At 75.1% G+C, this 20901-nt stretch carries 22 protein-coding genes and 1 pseudogene; 12 read left to right on the plus strand and 11 right to left on the minus strand.

The window, feature by feature from the left end:
* Positions 1-12: 12 nt before the first annotated feature.
* Together AB0M03_RS06165 and AB0M03_RS06170 are read left to right on the plus strand one after the other, a co-directional pair.
* Positions 13-816, plus strand: coding sequence for an exodeoxyribonuclease III (locus tag AB0M03_RS06165; protein WP_363488962.1), 804 nt, complete (start codon positions 13-15; stop codon positions 814-816).
* A 233-nt stretch (positions 817-1049) separates the two neighbouring features.
* Positions 1050-1613: a hypothetical protein gene (locus AB0M03_RS06170; RefSeq protein ID WP_363488964.1), complete on the plus strand. Its 564-nt coding sequence runs from the start codon at positions 1050-1052 to the stop codon at positions 1611-1613.
* A gap of 31 nt (positions 1614-1644) precedes the next feature.
* On the opposite strand, the gene AB0M03_RS06175 is transcribed toward AB0M03_RS06170, so the two are convergent.
* Together AB0M03_RS06175 and AB0M03_RS06180 are read right to left on the minus strand one after the other, a co-directional pair.
* Entirely contained in the window at positions 1645-2373 is a 729-nt protein-coding gene (locus AB0M03_RS06175; protein ID WP_363488966.1) for a lysoplasmalogenase, read from the minus strand.
* The gene (locus tag AB0M03_RS06180; RefSeq protein WP_363488968.1) at positions 2370-3230 is read right to left on the minus strand and encodes a sterol desaturase family protein; all 861 of its coding nucleotides are present in this window, start codon (positions 3228-3230) and stop codon (positions 2370-2372) included. Before AB0M03_RS06180 ends, AB0M03_RS06175 begins: the two co-directional genes overlap by 4 nt.
* Before the next feature lie 128 nt (positions 3231-3358).
* Between AB0M03_RS06180 and AB0M03_RS06185 the strand changes: the two genes are divergently transcribed.
* Positions 3359-4759 carry a DUF2398 family protein gene (locus AB0M03_RS06185; protein WP_363488970.1) on the plus strand — a complete coding sequence of 467 codons (1401 nt, stop codon included), beginning with the start codon at positions 3359-3361 and terminating at the stop codon, positions 4757-4759.
* A gap of 37 nt (positions 4760-4796) precedes the next feature.
* Here AB0M03_RS06185 and AB0M03_RS06190 read toward each other — a convergent pair whose 3' ends face one another.
* Both AB0M03_RS06190 and AB0M03_RS06195 read right to left on the minus strand, forming a co-directional pair.
* Entirely contained in the window at positions 4797-5003 is a 207-nt protein-coding gene (locus AB0M03_RS06190; protein WP_363488972.1) for a cold shock domain-containing protein, read from the minus strand.
* An 80-nt stretch (positions 5004-5083) separates the two neighbouring features.
* The gene (locus tag AB0M03_RS06195; RefSeq protein ID WP_363488974.1) at positions 5084-5266 is read right to left on the minus strand and encodes a hypothetical protein; all 183 of its coding nucleotides are present in this window, start codon (positions 5264-5266) and stop codon (positions 5084-5086) included.
* A 148-nt stretch (positions 5267-5414) separates the two neighbouring features.
* Here AB0M03_RS06195 and AB0M03_RS06200 point away from each other — a divergent pair, with 148 nt between their 5' ends.
* Entirely contained in the window at positions 5415-6524 is a 1110-nt protein-coding gene (locus AB0M03_RS06200; RefSeq protein WP_363488976.1) for a sulfite oxidase, read from the plus strand.
* A 14-nt stretch (positions 6525-6538) separates the two neighbouring features.
* On the opposite strand, the gene AB0M03_RS06205 is transcribed toward AB0M03_RS06200, so the two are convergent.
* The 4 genes and pseudogenes from AB0M03_RS06205 to AB0M03_RS06220 form a co-directional block, all read right to left on the minus strand.
* Positions 6539-6949, minus strand: a complete 411-nt coding sequence (locus tag AB0M03_RS06205; RefSeq protein WP_363489170.1) for a carbohydrate-binding protein — start codon at positions 6947-6949, stop codon at positions 6539-6541.
* Positions 6929-7732 (minus strand): annotated as a pseudogene (locus tag AB0M03_RS06210) (Tat pathway signal sequence domain protein); the annotation flags it as partial. The gene AB0M03_RS06205 and the pseudogene AB0M03_RS06210, both read right to left, overlap by 21 nt.
* Positions 7733-7952: 220 nt before the next feature.
* A complete protein-coding gene (locus tag AB0M03_RS06215; protein ID WP_363488978.1) occupies positions 7953-8582 on the minus strand; it encodes a TetR family transcriptional regulator in 630 nt (209 codons plus the stop codon).
* A gap of 48 nt (positions 8583-8630) precedes the next feature.
* Positions 8631-9518 carry an acyl-CoA thioesterase II gene (locus tag AB0M03_RS06220; RefSeq protein WP_363489172.1) on the minus strand — a complete coding sequence of 296 codons (888 nt, stop codon included), beginning with the start codon at positions 9516-9518 and terminating at the stop codon, positions 8631-8633.
* Positions 9519-9665: 147 nt separating this feature from the next.
* On the opposite strand from AB0M03_RS06220, the gene AB0M03_RS06225 reads away from it, so the two are divergent.
* From AB0M03_RS06225 to AB0M03_RS06245, 5 genes are all read left to right on the plus strand, one after another.
* Complete coding sequence (locus tag AB0M03_RS06225; protein WP_363488980.1) at positions 9666-11033, plus strand: SWIM zinc finger family protein; 1368 nt, start codon at positions 9666-9668, stop codon at positions 11031-11033.
* A complete protein-coding gene (locus AB0M03_RS06230) occupies positions 11030-13630 on the plus strand; it encodes a DUF6493 family protein (protein ID WP_363488982.1) in 2601 nt (866 codons plus the stop codon). Before AB0M03_RS06225 ends, AB0M03_RS06230 begins: the two co-directional genes overlap by 4 nt.
* A 72-nt stretch (positions 13631-13702) precedes the next feature.
* Positions 13703-14239, plus strand: coding sequence for a helix-turn-helix domain-containing protein (locus tag AB0M03_RS06235; RefSeq protein ID WP_363488984.1), 537 nt, complete (start codon positions 13703-13705; stop codon positions 14237-14239).
* Between the two features lie 50 nt (positions 14240-14289).
* On the plus strand, positions 14290-14667 hold the full coding sequence (locus tag AB0M03_RS06240) for a hypothetical protein (RefSeq protein WP_363488986.1): 378 nt from the start codon (positions 14290-14292) through the stop codon (positions 14665-14667).
* 71 nt (positions 14668-14738) lie between these two features.
* Positions 14739-15689, plus strand: a complete 951-nt coding sequence (locus tag AB0M03_RS06245) for a DUF389 domain-containing protein (RefSeq protein WP_363488988.1) — start codon at positions 14739-14741, stop codon at positions 15687-15689.
* On the opposite strand, the gene AB0M03_RS06250 is transcribed toward AB0M03_RS06245, so the two are convergent.
* The 3 genes from AB0M03_RS06250 to AB0M03_RS06260 all read right to left on the minus strand — a co-directional run bounded on the left by AB0M03_RS06250 (position 15679) and on the right by AB0M03_RS06260 (position 18229).
* Positions 15679-16881 (minus strand): MBL fold metallo-hydrolase, encoded by a 1203-nt coding sequence (locus AB0M03_RS06250; protein ID WP_363489174.1) that lies wholly within the window; start codon positions 16879-16881, stop codon positions 15679-15681. The genes AB0M03_RS06245 and AB0M03_RS06250 overlap by 11 nt on opposite strands.
* Positions 16882-17234: 353 nt before the next feature.
* Entirely contained in the window at positions 17235-17693 is a 459-nt protein-coding gene (locus AB0M03_RS06255) for a MaoC family dehydratase (RefSeq protein ID WP_363489176.1), read from the minus strand.
* An 86-nt stretch (positions 17694-17779) separates the two neighbouring features.
* Positions 17780-18229, minus strand: coding sequence for a pyridoxamine 5'-phosphate oxidase family protein (locus tag AB0M03_RS06260; protein ID WP_363488990.1), 450 nt, complete (start codon positions 18227-18229; stop codon positions 17780-17782).
* Positions 18230-18304: 75 nt separating this feature from the next.
* Here AB0M03_RS06260 and AB0M03_RS06265 point away from each other — a divergent pair, with 75 nt between their 5' ends.
* From AB0M03_RS06265 to AB0M03_RS06275, 3 genes are all read left to right on the plus strand, one after another.
* Complete coding sequence (locus tag AB0M03_RS06265) at positions 18305-19189, plus strand: hypothetical protein (RefSeq protein WP_363488992.1); 885 nt, start codon at positions 18305-18307, stop codon at positions 19187-19189.
* Between the two features lie 351 nt (positions 19190-19540).
* Positions 19541-19948, plus strand: a complete 408-nt coding sequence (locus tag AB0M03_RS06270) for a hypothetical protein (protein ID WP_363488994.1) — start codon at positions 19541-19543, stop codon at positions 19946-19948.
* Positions 19949-20046: 98 nt separating this feature from the next.
* Positions 20047-20874, plus strand: a complete 828-nt coding sequence (locus AB0M03_RS06275) for a hypothetical protein (RefSeq protein ID WP_363488996.1) — start codon at positions 20047-20049, stop codon at positions 20872-20874.
* The last annotated feature ends 27 nt before the right edge of the window (positions 20875-20901 follow it).

The raw sequence follows: 20901 nt of genomic DNA on the forward strand, positions 1-20901 counted from the left end.
AGGCCGCCAGCCGTGACCGTCCGCATCGCCACCTGGAACATCAACTCCGTCACCGCCCGGCTCCCCAAGCTCGTGGAGTGGCTGGAGAGCGCCGCCCCCGACGTGCTCTGCCTGCAGGAGCTCAAGTGCGCCGCCGACGCCTTCCCGTACGAGGAGGTCCGGGCGCTCGGCTACGAGACGGCCGCCCACGGCACCGGCCGCTGGAACGGCGTCGCCGTGCTGTCCCGGATCGGGCTGGACGACGTCGTCCGCGGCCTGCCCGAGCAGCCCGGCTACCTGGCCGACGACGCCCTGCTGCCCGAGGTCGAGCCGCGCGCCCTCGGCGCCACCTGCGGCCCCGTCCGGGTCTGGTCGGTGTACGTGCCCAACGGCCGCGAGGTCGACCACGCCCACTACCGCTACAAGCTGGCCTGGCTGGAGACGCTGCGGCAGACGGTGCTGGAGGACGCCGCGGGCGAGCGCCCCTTCGCGGTGCTCGGCGACTTCAACATCGCCCCCACCGACGCGGACGTCTTCGACCCGGCCGAGTTCGTCGGCCTCACCCACGTCACCGAGGCCGAGCGGGCCGCCCTCGCCGCCCTGCACGAGGCCGGCCTGCAGGACGTCATGCCGCGGCCGCTCAAGTACGACCACCCCTACACCTACTGGGACTACCGCCAGCTGGCCTTCCCGAAGAACCGCGGCATGCGGATCGACCTGACCCTCGCCAACAAGGCCTTCGCCGACGCCGTCACCGACAGCTACGTCGACCGCGAGGCCCGCAAGGGCAAGGGCACCTCCGACCACGCCCCGGTCGTGGTCGACCTGGAGCTCTAGGCCGGTCAACAGGGGACGCGGGGAGAACTGCGCAATTCGGATGCGGGCAACTCGGCGCGTACGGGTTCCGGGCTCCCTCCGGAGCTTACGTGCAGTGACGGTGCGGACTCGAACGGTCGCTGTGCGGTGGCCGGGCGGGGCGGGGCTGCCTAGCGTCGGGCATGACCGGGTGCAGCCGACCGACCACGGGGCGACCCCGCCCCCGGCCGCATCCGAGAACCTGGAGGTCCGGCATGCGCATCCCGCGTACCGCCGCCGTCCTCGGCACGGCCGTCCTGCTCGCCCTCGCCGCGCCGACCGCGCACGCGGCACCCGCCAAGGGTCCGGAACCGGCCAAGGTCACCCCGGCCCAGGCCGCCCCCGGCGAGAAGGTCACCGTCAACGTGACCTGCCCGGCCAGCACGACGAAGACGATCACAGCCAGCTCGAAGGCGTTCACCGGCGGCACGGTCACGCTGACCGCGGGCCCGAACGGCACCTACACGGGCTCCATCGCGCTGCTCTCGGCGACCGAGCTGACCTTCACCGAGCAGGTGACCGAGAAGCCCGCGTCCTGGGGCATCGACGGCAAGTGCCCCAACGGCGACGCGTTCAGCGGCAGCGTCGGGGTGCTGGCACCGCTGACCAAGCCCGGCCAGCACGCGAGCACCGCCCCCGAGCCGCACGGCAGCATCGCCACCGGCACCGGCGGCTCCGTGGCCGGCACCGGCGCCCGTGAGCTGGCCACCGGCGGTGCGCTGGTCGCGGCCGGACTCGGCGGCTTCTGGCTGCTGCGACGCCGCGCACCGCAGTCCTGATGCGGCTCGGTCCGCCCGGCGCCCCGCCCGATCAGGCCGGGGCGCCGAGTCGTGCCCCGGCCGCCCCGTCCCCGCGCTCGGACTGCGGCGACCCGGAGGCCGGTGCGGTCCGGGCCTCCTCCGCCCGCAGCGCACCCCGCGCCAGCAGGTACTGCGCCGCGACGTAGGTCGCCATCACCAGCACGTTGTGGCCGGGCAGCAGCTTCCAGCCGGCCAGCCGGGCCGCGATGAGGCTGTCCGACAGCAGGAACAGCCCGCCGCCGATGCCGGTCGTGAGCCCCAGGCCCGCCGAGGAGACCGCGGTCGAGGCCAGCAGCAGGCTGTACGCCGCCACCGGGATCTGCAGCGAGCCGAGGTCCGGCCACAGCTGAGTGATCATCACCGCCCAGGCCGTCGCGTAGGCCGCCGCCACCAGCAGGGTGCGCCGCCGGTCCGAGAACGCCCCCTGCCCGGCGAACATGATCACGTAGGCGACGTGCGCGGCCGCGAAGGAGCCCATCCCGGCCAGGAAGGCGGTGTCCCCGCCGACCTGCAGCAGCACGTCACCCGCGGTGCTCGCCAGCAGGGCCGGCGCCAGCAGCTTCGGAGCGCGCTCCGCGGAGGCCAGGCTGTGCGCGGCCAGCAGCGGCATCAGCGCCGGCTTGGTGGCGTGCTGCAGCCCGGTCGCCCCGGTGGCGATCGCCCCCAGGTGGGCCGCCGAGGTGGCGGCGAAGGCGGTGACGAGCCCGCGCGCGGCGCGCAGTCGTGCGGTGACGGTCATGCGGGGGTGCCCTCCGGGCTTTCGGTGCGGGCGGGCTGCCAGCCCGGCCCCTTGGTGAGGTGGCGGAGCCGGTCGCCCCAGCTGTGCGCGGCCGCCACGTCGCGGGCGATCGCCGCGTACTCGTGGGTGGCCACCCGCAGCGGGTTGTGGCTCTCCAGGTTCTTGGTCAGGCCGTAGACCGGCCGGACGGTCTCCGGCGTGAACGAGCCGAACAGCCGGTCGAAGACGATCAGGATGCCACCGAAGTTCCGGTCCAGGTAACCGCCCTGCGAGGCGTGGTGCACCCGGTGGTGGGACGGCGTGTTGAACAGGAACTCGACCGGCCGCGGCAGCCGGTCGATCCGCTCGGTGTGGATCCAGAACTGGTAGACCAGGTTGACGGACGAGCAGAAGGCCAGCGCCGCCGGGTGCACGCCCAGCGCCACCATCGGCAGGTAGAACACCCAGGAGGTGGCGCCCGTCCACGGCTGCCGCAGCGCGGTGGAGAGGTTGTAGCGGCGGCTGGAGTGGTGCACCACGTGGCAGGCCCACAGGATGCGGACCACGTGGTGGCCGCGGTGCGACCAGTAGTAGCAGAAGTCCTGCGCCAGCAGCATCAGCGGCACCGTCCACCACAGCAGCGGCACCCGCAGCGGCGTCAGCTCGTACAGCGCCGAGTAGACGGCCACGATCGGGATCTTCCACGCGGCGTCGAACAGCAGGCTGCCGAGGCCCATCGACAGGCTCGTCGCGGTGTCCTTCGCGGAGTAGCCCTGTTCGTCCTCGTCCGGGTGGAACCGGTACGAGAGCACCTCCAGCGCGGTGAGCAGCACGAAGGCGGGGATCGACCACCGCACGACGTCGGGCAGGTTCGGCATGCGAGGACGATAGGGGACGCCGCACGTGTGCGGAAGAGGTGAGATTACCCGTCCGTAGCAGCCGGTGCCCGGCCGACCGGCGGAGGCTTCCCCTCCCCGCCCGGCCACCGTCTAGGCTGGGACGCGACATGGAGCAGCACGAGTACGCGGCCGGCGCCCGGGAGGCGGCCAGCGGCGCGGCGGACGGGCGCTTGGGCGGGGCGGGGCAGCTCACGGTCCACGCGCGCACCGGTGCGTACCCGCGGGCCGAGCTGCTGGCCAGACGCTTCGCCGACGCGGACGAGGCGGCCGCGCACGAGCTGTTCACCGCGGTCTTCGGCCTCTACCCCGCCCGGCACCTCGGCGGGCGCCCCGCCGAGCCGCACGGCGCGCCGAACGCCCCCGCCAGCTGGTGGCACGGGCCCACCGTGCACCGCGCCCCCGCCGCCGGCCGCACCCGCGGGCTGCGCCGGGCCCGGCAGGACGGCGCGGGCGGCCGCGTCCCGCCGCAGGCCGCCCCGGGACGCCACCGCCGGCCCGAGCGCAGCCGCAGCACCGGCCAGGGCGCGGTCGTCGGCGAGCGCCGCACCGCGGCCCGACTGCTGCTCGCCCACCCCCTGGTCACCGCGCACGGCCCGCACGGCGCCGGCTTCCCGCTGATCCACCGTCACGCCGACTGGCTGGCGGAACGGTTCGGCGAACTCCTCGGCTACCCGCTCACCGTCGGCTCCGCCCACGCCCGCCTGCACAAGGCGCCGCTGGCCGGCCGCACCCTGCCCGGCTTCCGCCCCGACGGGTACGCCGCCCTGGTGCTCGCCCTCGGCGCAGCCGCCGACGGCCGGATACCCGAGCTGGAACGACCCGAGGTGCTGGGGCTGCTGACGGAGTGGCAAGTCGTCACCAGCGACCCGGACGGCGGCCTCGCCATCGACCGCGACCTCGCCCGCACCCTGCTCGCCGAACCCGCGCCGGCCGCCGCCGGCCCGGCCGCGGGCCCCGCGCCGGCCGTCCGCCGACTGCTCGCCGAGAACCCGGTCGTCCTCGTCGACGAACTCGCCGCCACCGAACGCACCTGGCTGCTCGGCCGGCTGCCCGCCGAGGCCGAACTCTTCGCCGACTTCCTCGGACTGGAGGCGGAGATCCGCAGCGAGGGCATGGCGCTGCTCGACCCGGCCGACGAACTCTCCGACCTCGCCGACGCCGGCGGCGGCCCGATCGCCCCGACCGCCCTGCTGCTCGCCGAGCGCCTGGTGGAGGAGCTCCGGCCGCTGCCCGAGGAGGCCGCCCCGCCCGCCGTCCTCGTCCCGGACGCACTGATAGACGGCGCCCTCGGCGACATCACCGACGACTACGGGCTGCCGGACCGGCCCGAGTGCGACTACCTCGCGGACCGCACGGCGCTGCGCCGCGACGTCCTCGACCTGCTCCACCGCATGCAGCTGATCGCCCCGGCCGGCCGCAACTGGGTGCTCCGCGCCCCTGCCGCCCGCTACGCCCCGCAGCTCGAACTGCACCCCGCCCCGGGCACCGGCCGCCACTCCCGCCCGTAGCACGCGGCGGGGTGCATCGCCCTTGAGCGGTCCTCCGTCATTCGACGGCGCGGACGCGCTCGGCGACCTCGCGGAACTCCTGGACGGTGGCGTCGTACTCGACCCGCTGCCCGTCGGCCAGGACGTGGTCGGGTGCGTCGACGATCGAGTCGTAGTAGACGGTCAGCTCGGGCCCGCCGTCGTCGGGCGTGATGTAGCCGTAGCCGTGGCCGCGGAAGTACGTCCTGACAGTGCCGGTGGCCATGGGACCACCCCTTCGTTCCAGGGGCTTGTGCCGATGACGGCAGTATCGGCCGCCGGAGGTCCCGGCACCACTCGGTCGGCTCAGCGGGCCGCCTGCGCGGCCTCGGCGCGCTGCTGGTGCCGGACGGTCTCCGCGGTGGCGGCCACGCCGAGAACCCCGAGGGCCAGCGAGGCGGCGACGGCGGCGCAGGCCAGCCGGCGGCGGTGGCGCCGGGGGAGCAGGAAGCGCGGCTGCGGTACGGGAGTGGTGGATGGTGCGAGCATGCCGAGGAGCCTTCCAGATCGGTGTGAAAGGACGGCCACGAGCGGATGAAGTCCGGGCGGGCGCCCGGCGTCGAGTCCGTCGTCGCAGCTCAGGGCCGGTGACCGGACGGCGTGCCGTCACCCGGTCGGCCGTACTACCGTGGGAGTCGTGCCCTCCGGGAGTCCGCCCCCGTACGGCGGCGGCATCGTCAAACCGCTGCCGCGGGAGTGGTTCGTGCCGCACGGCGGCAGTGCCGAGATGCGCTGGGACACCCTGGCCGGCACCGGGCTGTACACCCCGAACGAGCGGTTCTTCGTCCGCAACCACACCGCCACCCCGCTGATCGACCCGCGCACCTGGCGGCTGCGGGTGCACGGCAGTGCGCTGCGCGGCGGCGGCGCCGAGTTCTCGGCGGCCGACCTGCGTACCCTGCCCGCCCGCACCGTGGACGCCGTCCTCGAGTGCGCCGGGAACGGCCGCCGCTTCTGGGCCGAGCAGCAGGGCACGCCGGCTCCGGGCACCCCGTGGGGGCTCGGCGGTGTCGGCATGGCGGCCTGGCGCGGCGTCCCGCTCGCGGACCTGCTGCGGGCCGCGGGCCTCGGCCCGGACGCCGTGGACGTGCTGCCGAGCGGCCTCGACCCGGAGTACACGGTGGGCGGCCGGAACCTGGGGCACGTCCGCCGGCCGCTGCCCATCGCCAAGGCCCTGGACGCCGACGTGCTGGTGGCGTACGAGATGAACGGGGAGCCGCTGCCGCCGGACCACGGTGCGCCGGCCCGGCTGGTGGTGCCGGGCTGGGTGGGGGTCGCCTCGATCAAGTGGCTGGGGGACGTCGAGGTCGCCGACCGGCCGCTGGGATCGCCGTGGAACACCGAGTACTACCGGCTGTTCGGCCCGGCCCAGCCGGAGGGCGGCGGGCCGGCGCTCACCGGACAGGTCGTCAAGAGCGCCTTCGAGCTGGCCCGCGGCGCGGTGCTGGCGGCGGGCCGCAGCCACCGGCTGTGCGGCCGCTCCTGGTCGGGGACGGGCCCCGTCCGGGAGGTCGGGGTGAGCACCGACGGCGGCCTCGTCTGGCGCCCGGCCGAACTGCTCGACCCGCCGGCCGGCCACGGCTGGACGCGGTGGTGCCTGGACTGGCGGCCTCCGGCGCCCGGCAGGTACGGGCTGCGGGCCCGCGCCACCGACGGGCGGGGTGCCGTCCAGCCGGCGGAGGCGGAGTTCAACCGGGAGGGCTACCTCTTCGGCGCGGTGGTGGTGCATCCGGTGACGGTGGTCTGACGCGATCGGCCGGGTCAGGAGATCGCGATCCGGTCCAGGTGGGGGCCGCCGGCGGCGGTGGCGGCGGTGACCCGGACGGTGTTGGCGCCGGTCCTGAGGGTGATCGGCACGGAGACGGTGGCCCAGCTGCCCCAGCCGCCGGTGGGCCGGAAGGGCCGCGCGGCCACCACCCGCGTGCCGTTCACCGCGATGTCCATCGGGCGGTCGGCGGTGCCGCCGTTGGCGTACCGCAGGGCCAGGGTGGCGCTCGCCGGGGCGGCCGCCTCGACCTCCCACTCGGCCTGCCCGCCGGCGCCCTCCTCGAGGACGGCGTAGGCCGCGCCGCTGTATCCCGGGTGCTCGGTGTCGGTGCGGCCGCGGTGCAGCCGCGCCTCCTCGGCCCGGAAGACCCCGGACGCGCCGGAGACCAGTTGGTAGCCGCGCATGTTCCGGATCAGCAGGTGGCAGTCGCGCAGCGAGCCGGAGGTGTCCCCGAGCGAGCGGTAGATGCCCCACTTGGGGCGGACCCGGTCGGCGAGGAAGGTGTCCACGCCCTCGCGGGAGGCGTCGACCACGGTGCTGCCGCCGCTGCGGAGGATCCAGCGGACCATGCCCTTCTTCCCGTCGCCGATCCTGATCCGGAAGTCGACGTCCACCCACCGGTCGTGCAGCGGCTCCAGCGCGGTGCGGCCGACCAGGACGTCCGACTCCGGGAGCCTGAGCTCGACGGTCTGTGCGCCGCCGACCCGCCGCAGCGACTGGACGACGATGGGCGAGGTGCCGTTGCCGGGCTGCTTCATCTGCATGATGTGGGTGAAGGTCGTGGTCGCCTGCAGCGAGGCCGGGATGTACACGGAGTAGGTGGTGCGCCAGGTCTCGCCGGGCTTCCACAGCAGGTGGGCGCTGCCGGCGGGGGTGCGCATGCCGGTCACCTCGTGGCGCTGCCGGTCGGTGTCGGAGTCCCGGTCGACGGTGTGCATGGTCCAGCGGTAGGCGTCGCCGTCGGTGGTGATGTGCGGCCGGGCGGAGGGGTGCGAGCCGGCCCGGTCGTCCTCGACGGTCTCGAAGGCGCGCAGGCCGTCGTGGGCCGCGGACGGGGACCAGCGCAGCTGCCAGGCGGCGACGGCCGGGGCGGCGGAGGTGTCGCCGCGGGCGACCATCTGGAGTCCGGCGGAGGCCGCACCGCCGAGGGCGGCACCGAGCAGCAGGCGGCGGGAGGTCGTGCTCATGACAGGACTCCTCGTGGTCGGGGGCAGGCCGAGGGGTGTTCCTGGGTCGGAGTCCGTCCAGCGTCGGCGCCTGCCGGGCCGCGGTCAAGGAACGTCAGGAAGGCTTAGGGCCGATTTAAGGCCGACCGGCACATGGGGGTGGGAGAAGGAGCGGCGGCAGGGCGACAGCCATGGCGCCGTGACGCCGCCCCCCATGTGCCGGTCGGCCCGAGAGCCGCCGTCAGGCCGCCGGATCGGCCGCCTCGTACGGGGTGAGCACCAGGCGCACCACGTCCTCCAGGCGGCGCCGCGCGTCGTCCAGTGTGGTGCGGCCGGTCACCCAGGCCGTCAGTTCGCCCTGCCAGGCGTGCCCGACGATGTGCCGCACCACGTCGCCGGCCGAGGGCGGCACCTCCACCATCACGGCGAGCAGGGCGGCGCCGTCGGCCCGGGCCATCGCCTGCAGCGCCTCACTGGCGAACGGGTCCGTGGACGCCGCCACCGACACCCTCAGCCGGGCCAGCTCGGGCTGCCGCTGGTAGGCGCGCATGCCGTGCCGGACGAAGCGCACCATGCGGTCGCTGGCGGACGGCCCGGCGCGGCGCCCGCGCCCCTCGGACACCAGATCGGTCAGCAGCGAGCGGTGCCACTCGGCGATCGCCGCGGCCAGCAGGTGGTCCTTGGACGAGAAGTAGCGGTAGGTCGTCCCGAGGGCGACCCCGGAGCGCTCGGACACCTGGCGCATCTGCAGCCGCTCGACACCGATCTCGGTCACCAGGGAGAGGGCGGCCGCGATCAGGTTCCTGCGCCGTTCGAGCTGACGGGGCGACATCGCCTCCACCGGACGTGGTGACAGGTCAACCTTGGTCACCTTCACCATCATACGGCCCGGGGTGTCGTACGGGTATGACGCGATCGGTCACGGACGGGTCGCGCGCCGCTCGCGCAGCAGTGTCTCCTGCACCGCGGAGGCCACCAGCTGGCCGTCCCGGTTGTAGAACTCGCCGAGCGCCAGCCCCCGGCCGTCCGAGGCGGACGGGCTGCGCTGCGCGAACAGCAGCCACTCGTCGGCCCGGAACGGCCGGTGGAACCACATCGCGTGGTCCAGCGAGGCCAGCAGGGTGCGCCGTGGCTCCTTGCGGCCGAAGCGGTGCGGCTCCAGGTGCAGGGCGGTGGTGGACGCCAGCGTCAGGTCGGAGAGGTAGGTGAGGGCGCAGACCTGCAGCAGCGGGTCGTCCTCGGGCAGCGGTGTGCCGGTTCGCAGCCATACGAACTGCTGCGGGACACCCGGCAGTTCCGGCGGCATCCCGGGCGCGTCGGCGGGCAGGAAACGCATTTCCAGCGCGCGGAAGCCGGTCGACTTGGCGAAGTCCTCCGGGTTCGCCTGCTCCCAGGCCACGAACGGGTCCGGCAGCTCCTCGGGGCCCGGCACCGGCGGCATCGTCCGCTGGCGCTCCCCGGACTCCTCCGGACGCTTGAACGAGGCCGACATGGTGAAGATCGCCTCGCCGCGCTGAACCGCCGTCACCCGCCGGGTCGCGTAGGAGGAGCCGTCGCGGATCCGGTCGACCTGGTACACGATCGGCCGCTGCGGATCGCCCGGCCGCAGGAAGTACCCGTGCAGCGAGTGCACGGCGCGGTCCGCCCCGATCGTCCGGCCGGCGGCGGTGAGCGCCTGCGCGGCGACCTGCCCGCCGAACGCGCGCATCGGTGCGCCGGCATGGCACCGGCCGCGGAACAGGTTCTCGTCCAGCTCCTCGATGCACAGCAGATCGACGAACGGGGGCACGGAGTCGTCGGCCGGCATCCCCTGCTCCATGGCGTCTGTCACCGCTCCATAGTGGCAGATCGCCCCCGGGGGAGGGTGTGACCTGGGTTACCCGTGGTGCCGATGGGAACAAGAACACGTTACAGATCGGACGCCCTGTCAGTGCCCACCCCTAGCGTCCTCGCCATGACCCAAGCCGTGCAGACGTACGCCTACCTGCGCTCCTCGGCCGTGCAGGAGAGCACCGCCGGGCGCAGCCTCGCCCTGGAGACCTCCGGCGGCGCCGGCCCGCTCGGAGCCGCCGCCAACCCGCGCTTCTTCAGCGGCTTCCTGACCTCCCCGGGCGCCGCCGCGGCCGCCCTGCTCGCGGTGGCCGACGTCGCCGCCGCCCGCTACTACCAGCCCCTGCTGCGCGCCTCCCTCGACCCGGTGGTCACCGCCGGCGGCGACCGGCTGCGCTTCGAGTCCTTCTCCGGCTGCTGCGGCGTGCACGCCCGCCTCGACGTCCTCGCCGACGGCCTCGACGGCGACGACATCGGGTACGGCACCACCAACGTCGACGTGAACAACCCGCTCCGCGAGGGCCTGAGCCGGATCGGCACCGGCGAGCCGCTGCACATGGCCGTCGGCCCGGACGCCCTGGAGGTCACCACCCTCGACGGGCCCGTGGTGGAGAAGAAGGTGCCGCTGCCCGACCGCTGGCTGCGCGGCTTCGCCGAGACCCAGGTGCTCGCCGCCGGTTTCGACCTGCGCGCCGAACTGCCCGCCGCCGAGGCCGTCCGCTTCCTGCGCTCGCTGCCTCGCTCCGGCGGCCGCGGCTCCACCGTCGGCTGGGTCGTCCCGGCCGGCCGCACGCTGCGCCCCACCAGCCGCCCGGTACCCGGGGCGGTCTGCCTGCCCGGCCCCGAGCGGCTGGCCGCCCTGCAGCGGGTGCTGCGGCACGCCCTGGCCCTGCGGGTGTACGGGCCGGCCCGTGCGGACGGCCCCGCCGCCTCCGCCTGGGAGGTCGTGCTGCCCGGGATGCGGCTCACCCTGACGCTGTCCCCGGACGCCTCGCGCGGCTTCTCCGGGGAGGGCGGGGTGCTCACCGCGCTGGCCGCCGAGGGCTCCGCCCAGGACGCGGAGCTGATCGCCACCCTGCTCGCCTGGGAGCCGCGGATCGACCCGGCCGAGCTCGCCGAGCAGTCCGGCCTGCCCGTCGCGCGGGTGCGCGCCGCACTCACCCGGCTCGGCACCGCCGGCCAGATCGGCTACGACTTCGCGGACGCCGCCTACTTCCACCGCCGGCTGCCGTACGAGGCCGGGCGCGCCGAGGTGCACAACCCGCGGCTGCGGGCCGCCCGGGCCCTTGTCGCCGCCGGCGCCGTCCGGCTGGAGGGCGCCACGGCCGTCGTCACCGTGGACGACCACGTGCAGCGGGTGCGCACCGGCGCGGACGGGCAGCTCGGCTGCACCTGCCTGTGGTGGGCCAAGTACCGCGGCGGGCGCGGACCGTGCAAGCACGTGCTGGCGGTCGGCCTGGTCCGCGCCGAGCAGCCGGAGGTCGTCCGATGAGCCTCGCCGACCTCGTGCGCAAGGGCGACACCGCCGGTGTCGCCGCCGCCCTCGCCGAACTGACCCCCGAGCAGCGCCGGGCCGAGGTGCCCGCGCTGCGCGAGCGCCGCAAGGAGATGCGGGACAGCTGGTCCAGCTCGCCCGACCGGTGGACGGCCCTGCTGGTGGCCGGCGCCGGCTGCCTGACCGCGCCCACCGCGGCCGCCGAGTGGATCGGCAGCCGGGCCTTCGAGGACCGCGCCGGCTGGCGCAACCCGCTGCTGGTCGAGGTGATCGACCGCCAGCCGCCGGAGTGGCGGCAGGTCGTCACCGAACGGCTGGCCGAGCGGCGGGCACCGGGCTGGGGCTGGTCGGAGCACTTCCCGCTGCTGGAGTACCTGGTCCGCTCCACCGGCTGCCCGGTGCCGACCACCGACTCCTTCACCACCCAGTGGGTGCGCGAGCGCTCCCGGCCGGAGCCCCGGCACGCCGCCTTCGGCACCCTGCCGCCCGGCCGCAACCTGTTCGCCCGGCTGGCCGCGGACCCGTTCACCCCGGTGCTCGCCCCGCGGGTCTTCGAGGTGCCCGACCTCGCGTCCGAGCTGGAGGGCCCCTGGTCCGCCCGCGACGACTCCGAGCGCTGGCCGGGCGTGCTGGCCCGGCTGGCCGCCGAGGGCGTCCTGGACCGGGCCGACCTGATCGACCGCTGCCTCGCCCGGCTGCTGCGCGGCGGCGGCCGGCCGAACGACAACCGCGTTCACCTGAGCATCCTCGGCGCCCTGGCGCCCACCGAGGACGAGTACGCCGGGCACGCCCGCACCCTGCTCGGCATGCTGGACGGCCCCTCCACCACCGCTGCCCTGGCCCAGCAGGTGCTGGCCGCGCTGGACGCCGCCGGCCGGGTCGATGCCGAACTGCTCGGCGAGGCCTGCCTGACCGTGCTGTTCCGCCCGGAGAAGAAGCTCGTCCGCACCCAGCTCGGCTGGCTCGACCGGGCCGCCCGCACCGCCCCCGACCGGGCCGGGCCGGTCGTGCTCGCCGCCGCCGGCGCCTTCGGCCACCCCGACCGCATCCTGCAGGAGCAGGCGCTCAAGGTGGTCGCCAAGCACCTGCGGAAGGCCGGCCCCGCCGTCCTCCCGGAGCTGCGCGACGCCGCCGAGCAGCTGGACCCGGCCCACCACGTCCGCGCCGCCGAGCTGTTCGGCACCGAGGTGCGGGCCGAGGAGTACGCCGAGCTGCTGCCGGCGGTGCCGCAGCCCCGGCCGGTGCCGGCGCCGATCGCCACCCCCGCCGAACTCGCCGAGGAGCTCGGCGCAGTGCTCGCCGGGGACACCGGGCTCGTCCCCTGGGAGCGTGCGCTGGACGGGCTCGTCCGGCACGCCCGGGCGGACCGCCCGGCGCTGGCCGAGGCCCTGGAACCGGTGTTGCGGGTGCACGGCGGGAACAGCCTCGCCCTGGTCGCCGAGGCCGCCGCCGGCCGGATGACCGCCGCCCGGGCCGCCGAGATCTCCCTGGGGCGCGTCCGCGGGCACTTCCGGTACGACTGGTCCACCGGCTTCGACGTCCAGATCGCCGCCCGGCTGGAGGAGGCGGTGCGGCTGCTGGCCGTCCGCCCGGTGCCGTACCTGCTGGCCACCCCGACCCTCTCCACCGGCGCGATCGACGCCGCCGTCCTGGTCGAGCGGATCGCCGGGTACGCGGCCGCCGACATCGGCCCCGGCCCGGTCGACCTCGGCCAGGCCCTGCTGCGGGTCACGCCCACCGACGACCCGGCGGTGCTCGCCGCGGCCGCGCAGATCGACACCCCGGCCGGCCGACGGCTCACCGCCTGGCTGCGCGGCGGCGGCCTGCCGCACCAGGAGTCCACCGTGCTGGCGCCGTCGAACGGGCGGGCGCCGAACGGCCGGCGGCGCTCCGCCACCCGCCGCCTGGTCCACCAGCCGGGCGCGGGCGCCACCGGGCTGCCCGCCGACGCCGACCGGCTGGTCGACTCGACGGACCGCCAACTGTCGCAGCGTTACGTCTGGTGGAACCCGCCGGCCTCCGAGCAGTGGGCCGCGATCCTGCCCCACCACCGGGAGGAGACCGCCGCCCGGATGCTGGAGCGTTTCGCGGCCTGCGCCGACGCCGACGACCGCGGCGGGTGTCGACTGCTCCCGGTGCTGGCCGAGGCGGGCGGCCCGGCCGGCCCCGCGGTGCACCTCGCGGTCGCCTACGGCCTCGGCGCCCGGCACTCGGAGGACCGCACCGCGGCCGTCGACGCCCTGCTGGTGCTCGCCGCCCGGGGCGACCTGGACGGCGCCCTGCTCGGCCGGGAGGCGGCCGAACTGGTGGTGCCGGGTGCGGTGAAGCCCAACCGCCTCGCCGAGGCGCTGCGTTCGGCCGCCGACACCGGCGCCTTCGGCACCGTCTGGACGGTGCTGGCCGCGGCGCTGCCCGTCCTGCTGGCGGGGGAGCCGGGCCGAGGCACGGGCGACCTGCTGGCGATCGCCGCGGACTGCGCCCGGCGGACGGCCGCCCGAGGCCCGATCGCCGAGGTCACCGCGCTCGCCGCCCGCGGCGGCAGCTCCCGCGCGGTGCGCGAGGCCGCGGCCCTCCGCGACGTGCTGGCGGGCTGACCGGAGGGGTGGGGCGAGTTTGAGAATGATTGTTCTTGACTGACCGTTCTTCAACTCGCTACGGTTCGGCGCATGGGAAGACCACGCGCCTTCGACGAGGACGAGGCCGTCGAGGCCGCTGCCCGGCTGTTCGCCGTGCACGGCTTCGAGGGCACCTCGGTCGACGACCTGGTGGGCGCGCTCGGCGTCCACCGGGGCAGCCTGTACAAGGTGTTCGGCAGCAAGCGCGGCCTCTACCTGGCCGCCCTCCGCCGTCACCTGGACCGGGACGTCCTCCCGGTCGCGGCGGCCGTCGCCGCCGCGGGCTCGCTGCCCGCCGCCCTGGCGCAGGCCGCCGCCGCGTACGACGCGGGGCCGGCCGCAGGGCTGCTGCTGCTCGCCGCCGCCGAACGGGCCGCGGCCGACCCGGACGCCGCCGCCCTGGTCGAGGAGGGTGTCGCCGCCCTCGAGACCGCGGTCACCGCGGTCCTCGGCCCGGGCGACACCGCGCCCGGTCTCGCCGAGGCGCTGGCGGCCACCGTGCTCGGCCTGCGGCTGCGCGGACGCGCCACCGGCGGCCGCCCGGCGGGCGCCGCCGTCCTCGCACTGGCCGACCGCCTCACCCCCTGACCCGGGCCGGCCCACCCGCCGCCCTCCACCACCACCCGAGGAGCCATCAGATGGCACGCCTGTCCGTCGTGGACGACACCCTGGTCGTCGAGGTCGAGGGCCTCGACAAGCTGTGGGCCCTGCGCAGCCGGCTGGAGATACCGCTGGCCAACATCCGCGGCGCCACCGCCGACCCCGGCATCGTCCACGAGTCCAAGGGCATCCGGATGGGCGGCACCCACCTGCCGGGCGTGATCACCGCCGGCACCTTCCGCTCCCAGGGCGAATGGATCTTCTGGGACGTCCACAACCCCGCCGGGGCCGTCGTGGTGGAGCTCGCGGACGAGCGGTACAGCCGCCTGGTCGTCGAGGTCGCCGACCCGCGCGCGGCCGTCGCGCTGGTCGAGGACGCCATGCGCGCCCACGCCACCGGGGCCGGCTCCGCCTGACCCGGCGCGGACGGCTCCGCCCAAGCCCTAGGGTGAGCTGGTCCGACCGGTCCACCCCTCACGGAGCCTCCGTGCTGCACCTGCGCCTGATCGTCCCCGTCGACCTGCGGGACACCGTCCTGAAGAGCCTCGACGACTGCGTGGGCGTCACCCACGTGATCGTCCTGCCCGGCTCCGCCGTCCGCCCCGCGGGCGACGTGGTGCTCTGCGACGTCGCCCGCGAGTCCGCCGACGAACTCCTCGGCGAGCTCCGCGGACTGGGCCTGGCCGAGCGCGGCGCGATCAACGTCGAGGAGGTCGCGCTGACGATCTCCGCCGCCGCGGACAAGGCCGAGGAGGAGGCGCCGGGCGAGGGCGCCGACGCCCTGGTCTGGGAGGAGGTCTCCGAGATCACCCACGAGGAGTCCACCCTCACCGCCGTCTACCTGGCCTTCCTCACCGTCGCGACGATGCTCGCCGCCTGCGGGGCCGTGCTCGACAGCGCGATCCTGGTCGTCGGCGCCATGGCCGTCGGCCCGGAGTTCGGACCGCTCGCCGGGCTGTGCGTCGCCCTCGTCCAGCGGCGCGGCCGGCCGGCCCTGCGCTCGCTCACCGCCCTGGTGGCCGGCTTCGCGTTCGCCATGCTGCTCACCGTCGGCTTCTGCCTGCTGATGGACCGGCTGGGGCTGTTCACCGAGGCCATGTTCGAGGCCGACCGGCCGAACACCTCGTTCATCTGGAAGCCCGATGCCACCTCCTTCGTGGTGGCCCTGCTGGCCGGCGTCGCCGGACTCCTCTCGCTCACCTCGGCGAAGGCCGGGGCACTGGTCGGTGTCGCCATCTCGGTGACCACCGTCCCGGCCGCGGCCAACGCCGCCGCCGCGATCGCCTACGGCGACTTCGCCCAGGGCAGGGGGTCGGCGGAGCAGTTGCTGTTGAACATGCTCGGCATCGTCGTGGCGGGCGTCGCCACCCTGCTGGTGCAGAACGTCGCCTGGAGGGTCATCCGGTCCCGCCACCGGGTCCGCGGCGTCACACCGTGATGCCGTCGTCCTCCGCGGTCGCCGCCGTGCTGCGGGTCGGCCGCCGGGAGGCGGCGGAGGCGGGCGAAGCCAGCCCGTCCGGCACGGTCAGGCCGCCGGCCTCGGGCACCGCGGCGACCGCCCGCCACCACAGGGCGGGAGCCGGCGGATCGGCCGGCTCGAACGGCGCACCGGGACGGGGCACCGCGAACCGCACCCCGAGCGCCTGTGCCGCCGCGACCGTCCGCTCCGCGGGCTCCTCCCACGGGTGCGGCGCCAGGTTGAAGGTGCACCAGTGGATCGGCAGCAGCAGCCCGCCGCCCACGTCCTGGTGCGCCTGCACGCCCTCCTCCGGCGTCATGTGGACCTCGGGCCAGAAGTCGCTGTACGCCCCGATCTGCACCATCGTCGCGTCGAACGGGCCGAGCCTGGCGCCGATCTCGGTGAAGCCCGGGAAGTAGCCGGTGTCCCCGCTGTGGAACACCCGGTGCTCCGGGCCGGCCACCGCCCAGGAGGCCCACAGCGCGTACGGATGGGTGCGCGGGCCGCGGCTGCAGTAGTGCCGGGCGGGCGCGGCGGTCAGCGTGAGCCCGGCAACCTCGGCCGACTCCCACCAGTCGAGCTCCACGATCCGCCGCGGCGGCACGCCCCAGTGCTCCAGGTGCGCACCGACGCCGAGCGGTACGGCGAACACCGTGTCGGTGGCGGCCAGTGCCTTGACGGTCGGCATGTCGAGGTGGTCGTAGTGGTCGTGCGAGACCACCACCACGTCCACCGGGCCGAGTTCGGCCAGGTCGACCGGCATCGGGTGGAGCCGCTTGGGGCCCGTCCAGGAGAACGGCGAGCAGCGCTCGCCCCACACCGGGTCGAACAGCACCCGGCGGCCGTCGATCTCGGCGAGCACCGTCGCGTGGCAGAGCCAGGTCAGCCGCAGGCCGGACGCCGGCGGCTCGGCCAGGTCGAGCGGGCGCAGCCGGTGCAGCGGCACCGGCGCGGCCGGCATCCGGCGCGTCCGGTCGCCGGCCAGCTGGGCCCGGCTCACCGACAGCGGCGAGTACCCGTCGGCCAGCCGGCGGGTGGGGACGGGGTTGCGGAAGGCGCCGTCCCGGAACTGCGGCGAGCGCCTGATGCGCTCCAGCCGCTCCCCGCGGGGGTCGGCGCCGAAGGCGTCCGTGCGGATCAGGTGCCACGTCCTGCGCGGCAGCCGGCCGATGCCGCCGGTGTCGGTGAAGGCGGTGCCGAACTGCGCGGCGAGGGCGGCTGCACGGGCGATCCAGGGGACGGAGCTGGGCACGGCACCTCCACGGTCGGGACATCCGTACGGCGGTGACCGCCCGACGCCCGCGGTCGCGAATGCCGGCCGGCCGGAGGCGTACGGTGGTGGCGCTGTGGCTCCGCTGCCGTACGACGACCGTCGCACCGGACACTACCCCTCCTGGCCCGTACGGGCCCGGCCGAAACATGATCGGGCGCGCCGTTCGGCGGACGCTTCGGCCCGGCCCCGGACACGCGCGGACGGGCCCGTGCAACAGCGGGCCCGTCCGGGTGCGGAGGATCGGTCGGCGGTCAGGCCGCGTAGAACCGGGTGATCGTCTCGGCGACGCAGTGCGGCTTGGGGCTGGCCTCACTGGTGATCGTGAAGCGCACCAGTGCCTGCACGCCCCCCGGCACCTCGTCGGCCGACAGCAGCTCGGCGGTGGCCCGCACCGCGGTGCCGACCGGCACCGGCGCGGGGAAGCGCACCTTCTCCGAGCCGTAGTTCAGCGCCATCCGGACGCCCTCGACGCCGTAGCACTCCTTCGCCAGCACCGGGATCAGCGACAGCGTCAGGTAGCCGTGCGCGATCGTGCCGCCGAACGGGCTCTCCTTCGCCCGCGCCGGGTCCACGTGGATCCACTGGTGGTCCCCGGTGGCCTCGGCGAACAGGTTCACCTGCTCCTGGCCGATGGTGTGCCACTCACTGGTACCGAGCTCGGTGCCGACCGCGGCCTTCAGGTCGGTCAGGGAGGCGAACGTCGTCACAATGCGCTCCAGGTGGGGTCGGGGGCTCCGGTCCCCGCGGCTGCGCCCGGAGGGACAGTCGGAGAGTATGCCTACCGGCCGGTCACCTGTCAGCGGGGGGCCGCCGTGCCGTCCGGCCCGACCGGTGCCACGGCCGGGCGCAGCCGGCGGCCGCCCACCAGCTCGGGGGTGAGGGCCACGTACACCGGCCGCGGCCCGCCCGCCCAGGGCCGCAACCCGGCGTCGTACAGGCCGTCCTGCGCGCGGTGGTCGCGGACGACCTCGGCGTGGCCGTGCACCAGCACGCTCCAGCCGGTGCGGGTCGCCGGGTCGAGCACGTCGGCCTGGAACGCGGCGACCGTGCCGTCCAGCGCCCGTGCCGTCCTGCTGTCCGCGCGCAGGGCGAGGACCAGCCTGCCGTCCGGCGCCACCTCGAACGCCACCGGCAGCACCGCGGGCAGTGCGTGCTCGGTGTACACCACGCGCCCGACGGGCACGGTGCCGAGCAGACGGCGGCACTCGGCCTCGCTCAGCTCCTCGACAGGGTCCTCGTACTCCATAGCACGATGCTCGGGGGGTGCCCCGGGGGCCGGTAGGGCCGATGGTCCCCGTTCGGGGGGTCCTACGGCGGTAGCTTGTCGCCGGAAGCGGCGAACGGCGGAGGGGGCTGGTGCGGGGTGGGCGGCGGCATCGAACTGGTGGTGATCGGCGCGGACGGGGGGCCGGACCGCAGCTGGGCCGGCTCGGCGCAGGCCGCCGAGGGCGCCCGGGTGCTCGCCGAGGTCCTGCCGGGCCGGACCTTCGACGCCGGCCTCCGGGGCTGCCGGCCCACCGTCCTCGCACCGGACGCGGACGCCAACACCATGCTCACCGCCCTGCGGGCCGCCGCCGCGAGACCCGCCCGGTGGCTGGTGGTCTGCCTGCTCGGCCAGTTGACCGCCGACCCGAGAGGACGGCGGATCGCCCTGGTCACCGCGGGCTCCACCCCGGACAACGCGTACCGGCGCGGCCTCGCCTGGGACTGGGTGGTCAGCGCCATGGTGCACGGCGGCCAGGAGGAGACCCTGCTGATCGTCGACGCGGTCGCCGACCGCGACACCTGGGCGGCGCTGGCCCGCGAGGACGCCGCCGGAGAACTGATCACGCACTCCCGGGTCCCGCTGTGGGGCCGGATCGGCCGTCACCAGCCGGGGCGGCGCGGCCGGGACGCCGTCCGGCCCGGCGGCGAGGGCTCGTTCAGCCGGGTTCTCGGGCACGTCCTCGACCAGGGCGTGCCCGGCGCACCCGCCGCCCTCGGGCCGCAGGAACTCCAGCCCGCCCTCGAGCACGAACTCGCCCTCCGCGACGGCGGCGCCCTCGCGGCCGGACAGGCCCTCGCGCTCGTTCCCGGCGACGGAGGGCGACTCCTGATGCGCAATCGCGCCGCAGTGAAGGGCGCATTGGCCGGATTGTCGCTTTCTGATGAACTGTTGGCAGTTCTGTGGCGGGAAAGCGCCCCAACCGATCCGCCCACCGCGTAAGGTCGGACCGCCCGGGGTGTTGCTGAGCAGGGGCGGGCGGCGAAGAATCGATGCCCCCGCGGCAGCACCGAGGGACGGCGGAGGGACTTCTGCGACCATGGCCGCGGACGGGGTCGGGCGCGATGAGGTGGGGCTATGCGGCAGCGCGGAAATTCGTTGCGCCCTGGGGCGGTCGGGATCGGTGGGGTGGCACTGCTGTTGGCGCTGAGTGCCTGCGGTTCCGCCGGAACCGGCGGTTCTGCGGATCGTCTGGGCACTCCTGTGGCCAGTGTTCCCGGTGGGACTGCAGTAACTTCTTCGGGTGGTTCGGGTACCGCCCCTGCCGTCCCCGCCGAAGGGGTCGACGGGGCAGTGGCACGCGCCGTTCTGACGACGTATCGGGCCTGGTGGGACGCCAAGGTCGACGCCTTCGGGCGATCGGATTCGGACGGTTCCCAGCTCCAGGCGTACTCCACCGGCCAGGCATTGAGCGATTCGCTCGCAAGCCTCCATCAACTCCACGAGTCGAAGCTGGTGATGACCGGCGGGCCGCGGACTTCTCCGGTGGTCCGGGAACTCGATGTCGCCGCCAATCCGCAGACCGCGGAGATCGAGGACTGCCTCGATGTCACAGGGTGGCACCAGGCGGATCCGGCCACGAAGGCAATCCGAGATCCGGCACAGCGACTCACGCGCTACGTTTCGATCACCCGTCTGCGAAAGACCGGTGCCAGCTGGACGATTGTGGAAGTCACCCGTGAGGTGGGACGGACATGCTGAAATCCCTGCGACGTGTAGTCGTTGCTGCACTGTTTCTGGCGCTGACGGTCAGTCCGGCGGCAGCCGATCCGGGGCCTTCCGGTGACGTGGGCCCGTGCATGAACAGGTACATCTGCATCGTCGTCACCGAACCCGGTGGGGGCGGTGGTTCCGGCGGTGGTTCCGGCGGGACGACCGGAGGGTCGGACGGCGGGGTGCAGATGTGCAGTTGGAACGGGCAGCAGTGGCCCTGCTGGGACGACGACCTCGGGTGGTTCTCGACGGCCGACGGCTGCTACTACCACCGGTCCGAGCCGCAGCCGCCCGCCGGCGACCCGTCCTGGGCGGGCCACTCGCCGTCCGAGGGGGCGGTGTACGACGTCAACTGCCGTGGTGTCGGCGGCCAGATGTCGCCCAAGCCGCCGATGTTCTTCGCACAGCCGCCCGGCGGCCCGCCGCCGCCGGACCGCCCGTACGACCTCGGCATGAAGGCGCTCGGCATGATCCACTTCGACGCGCCGTCGCTGCACGCCGCCCCGTCCGGCACCGCCGTCGTCGGGGTGCCGGTCTGGCTCTGGTACACCGCGACGCCGACCACCGCCGGCCCGCAGAGCGCCACCGCCAAGGGCCGGACGATGAGCGTCACCGCCACCGCCCGGCTGACCAAGGTGCACTGGGACACCGGGGACGGCGCGCAGGGCGTGGACTGCGCCGGCCCCGGCACCGAGTACAAGGCCGGCGCGGGCGGCCAGCCCTCGTGCGGATACACGTACCGGACGGCCTCGGTGAAGCCGGACGACCACACCTTCTACCTGACCGCCACGCTCACCTGGCGGGTCGAGGCCGTCCGGTCGGACACCGGGGCGCGGGTGTTCGCGGTCGACTACCTGGTCACCACCGACGAGCCGATGCCGCTGAAGGTCGCCGAGGCGCAGGCGCTCAACTGACCGTCAGCATCCCGCCCGACCACGCCG

The organism is Kitasatospora sp. NPDC051914 (assembly GCF_040680995.1).
Taxonomy (GTDB): Bacteria; Actinomycetota; Actinomycetes; order Streptomycetales; family Streptomycetaceae; genus Kitasatospora.

What these genes read in the sequence shown, in the direction of transcription:
- AB0M03_RS06195 (WP_363488974.1), bottom strand. Translation starts at nt 5,266, where the DNA reads ATGCTCGCACCATCCACCACTCCCGTACCGCAGCCGCGCTTCCTGCTC.
- AB0M03_RS06225 (WP_363488980.1), top strand. Translation starts at nt 9,666, where the DNA reads ATGACCCAAGCCGTGCAGACGTACGCCTACCTGCGCTCCTCGGCCGTG.
- AB0M03_RS06230 (WP_363488982.1), top strand. Translation starts at nt 11,030, where the DNA reads ATGAGCCTCGCCGACCTCGTGCGCAAGGGCGACACCGCCGGTGTCGCC.
- AB0M03_RS06175 (WP_363488966.1), bottom strand. Translation starts at nt 2,373, where the DNA reads ATGACCGTCACCGCACGACTGCGCGCCGCGCGCGGGCTCGTCACCGCC.
- AB0M03_RS06190 (WP_363488972.1), bottom strand. Translation starts at nt 5,003, where the DNA reads ATGGCCACCGGCACTGTCAGGACGTACTTCCGCGGCCACGGCTACGGC.
- AB0M03_RS06275 (WP_363488996.1), top strand. Translation starts at nt 20,047, where the DNA reads ATGAACAGGTACATCTGCATCGTCGTCACCGAACCCGGTGGGGGCGGT.
- AB0M03_RS06240 (WP_363488986.1), top strand. Translation starts at nt 14,290, where the DNA reads ATGGCACGCCTGTCCGTCGTGGACGACACCCTGGTCGTCGAGGTCGAG.
- AB0M03_RS06205 (WP_363489170.1), bottom strand. Translation starts at nt 6,949, where the DNA reads ATGCGCGGCTACCAACTGGTCTCCGGCGCGTCCGGGGTCTTCCGGGCC.
- AB0M03_RS06185 (WP_363488970.1), top strand. Translation starts at nt 3,359, where the DNA reads ATGGAGCAGCACGAGTACGCGGCCGGCGCCCGGGAGGCGGCCAGCGGC.
- AB0M03_RS06170 (WP_363488964.1), top strand. Translation starts at nt 1,050, where the DNA reads ATGCGCATCCCGCGTACCGCCGCCGTCCTCGGCACGGCCGTCCTGCTC.
- AB0M03_RS06220 (WP_363489172.1), bottom strand. Translation starts at nt 9,518, where the DNA reads ATGCCGGCCGACGACTCCGTGCCCCCGTTCGTCGATCTGCTGTGCATC.
- AB0M03_RS06235 (WP_363488984.1), top strand. Translation starts at nt 13,703, where the DNA reads ATGGGAAGACCACGCGCCTTCGACGAGGACGAGGCCGTCGAGGCCGCT.
- AB0M03_RS06260 (WP_363488990.1), bottom strand. Translation starts at nt 18,229, where the DNA reads ATGGAGTACGAGGACCCTGTCGAGGAGCTGAGCGAGGCCGAGTGCCGC.
- AB0M03_RS06180 (WP_363488968.1), bottom strand. Translation starts at nt 3,230, where the DNA reads ATGCCGAACCTGCCCGACGTCGTGCGGTGGTCGATCCCCGCCTTCGTG.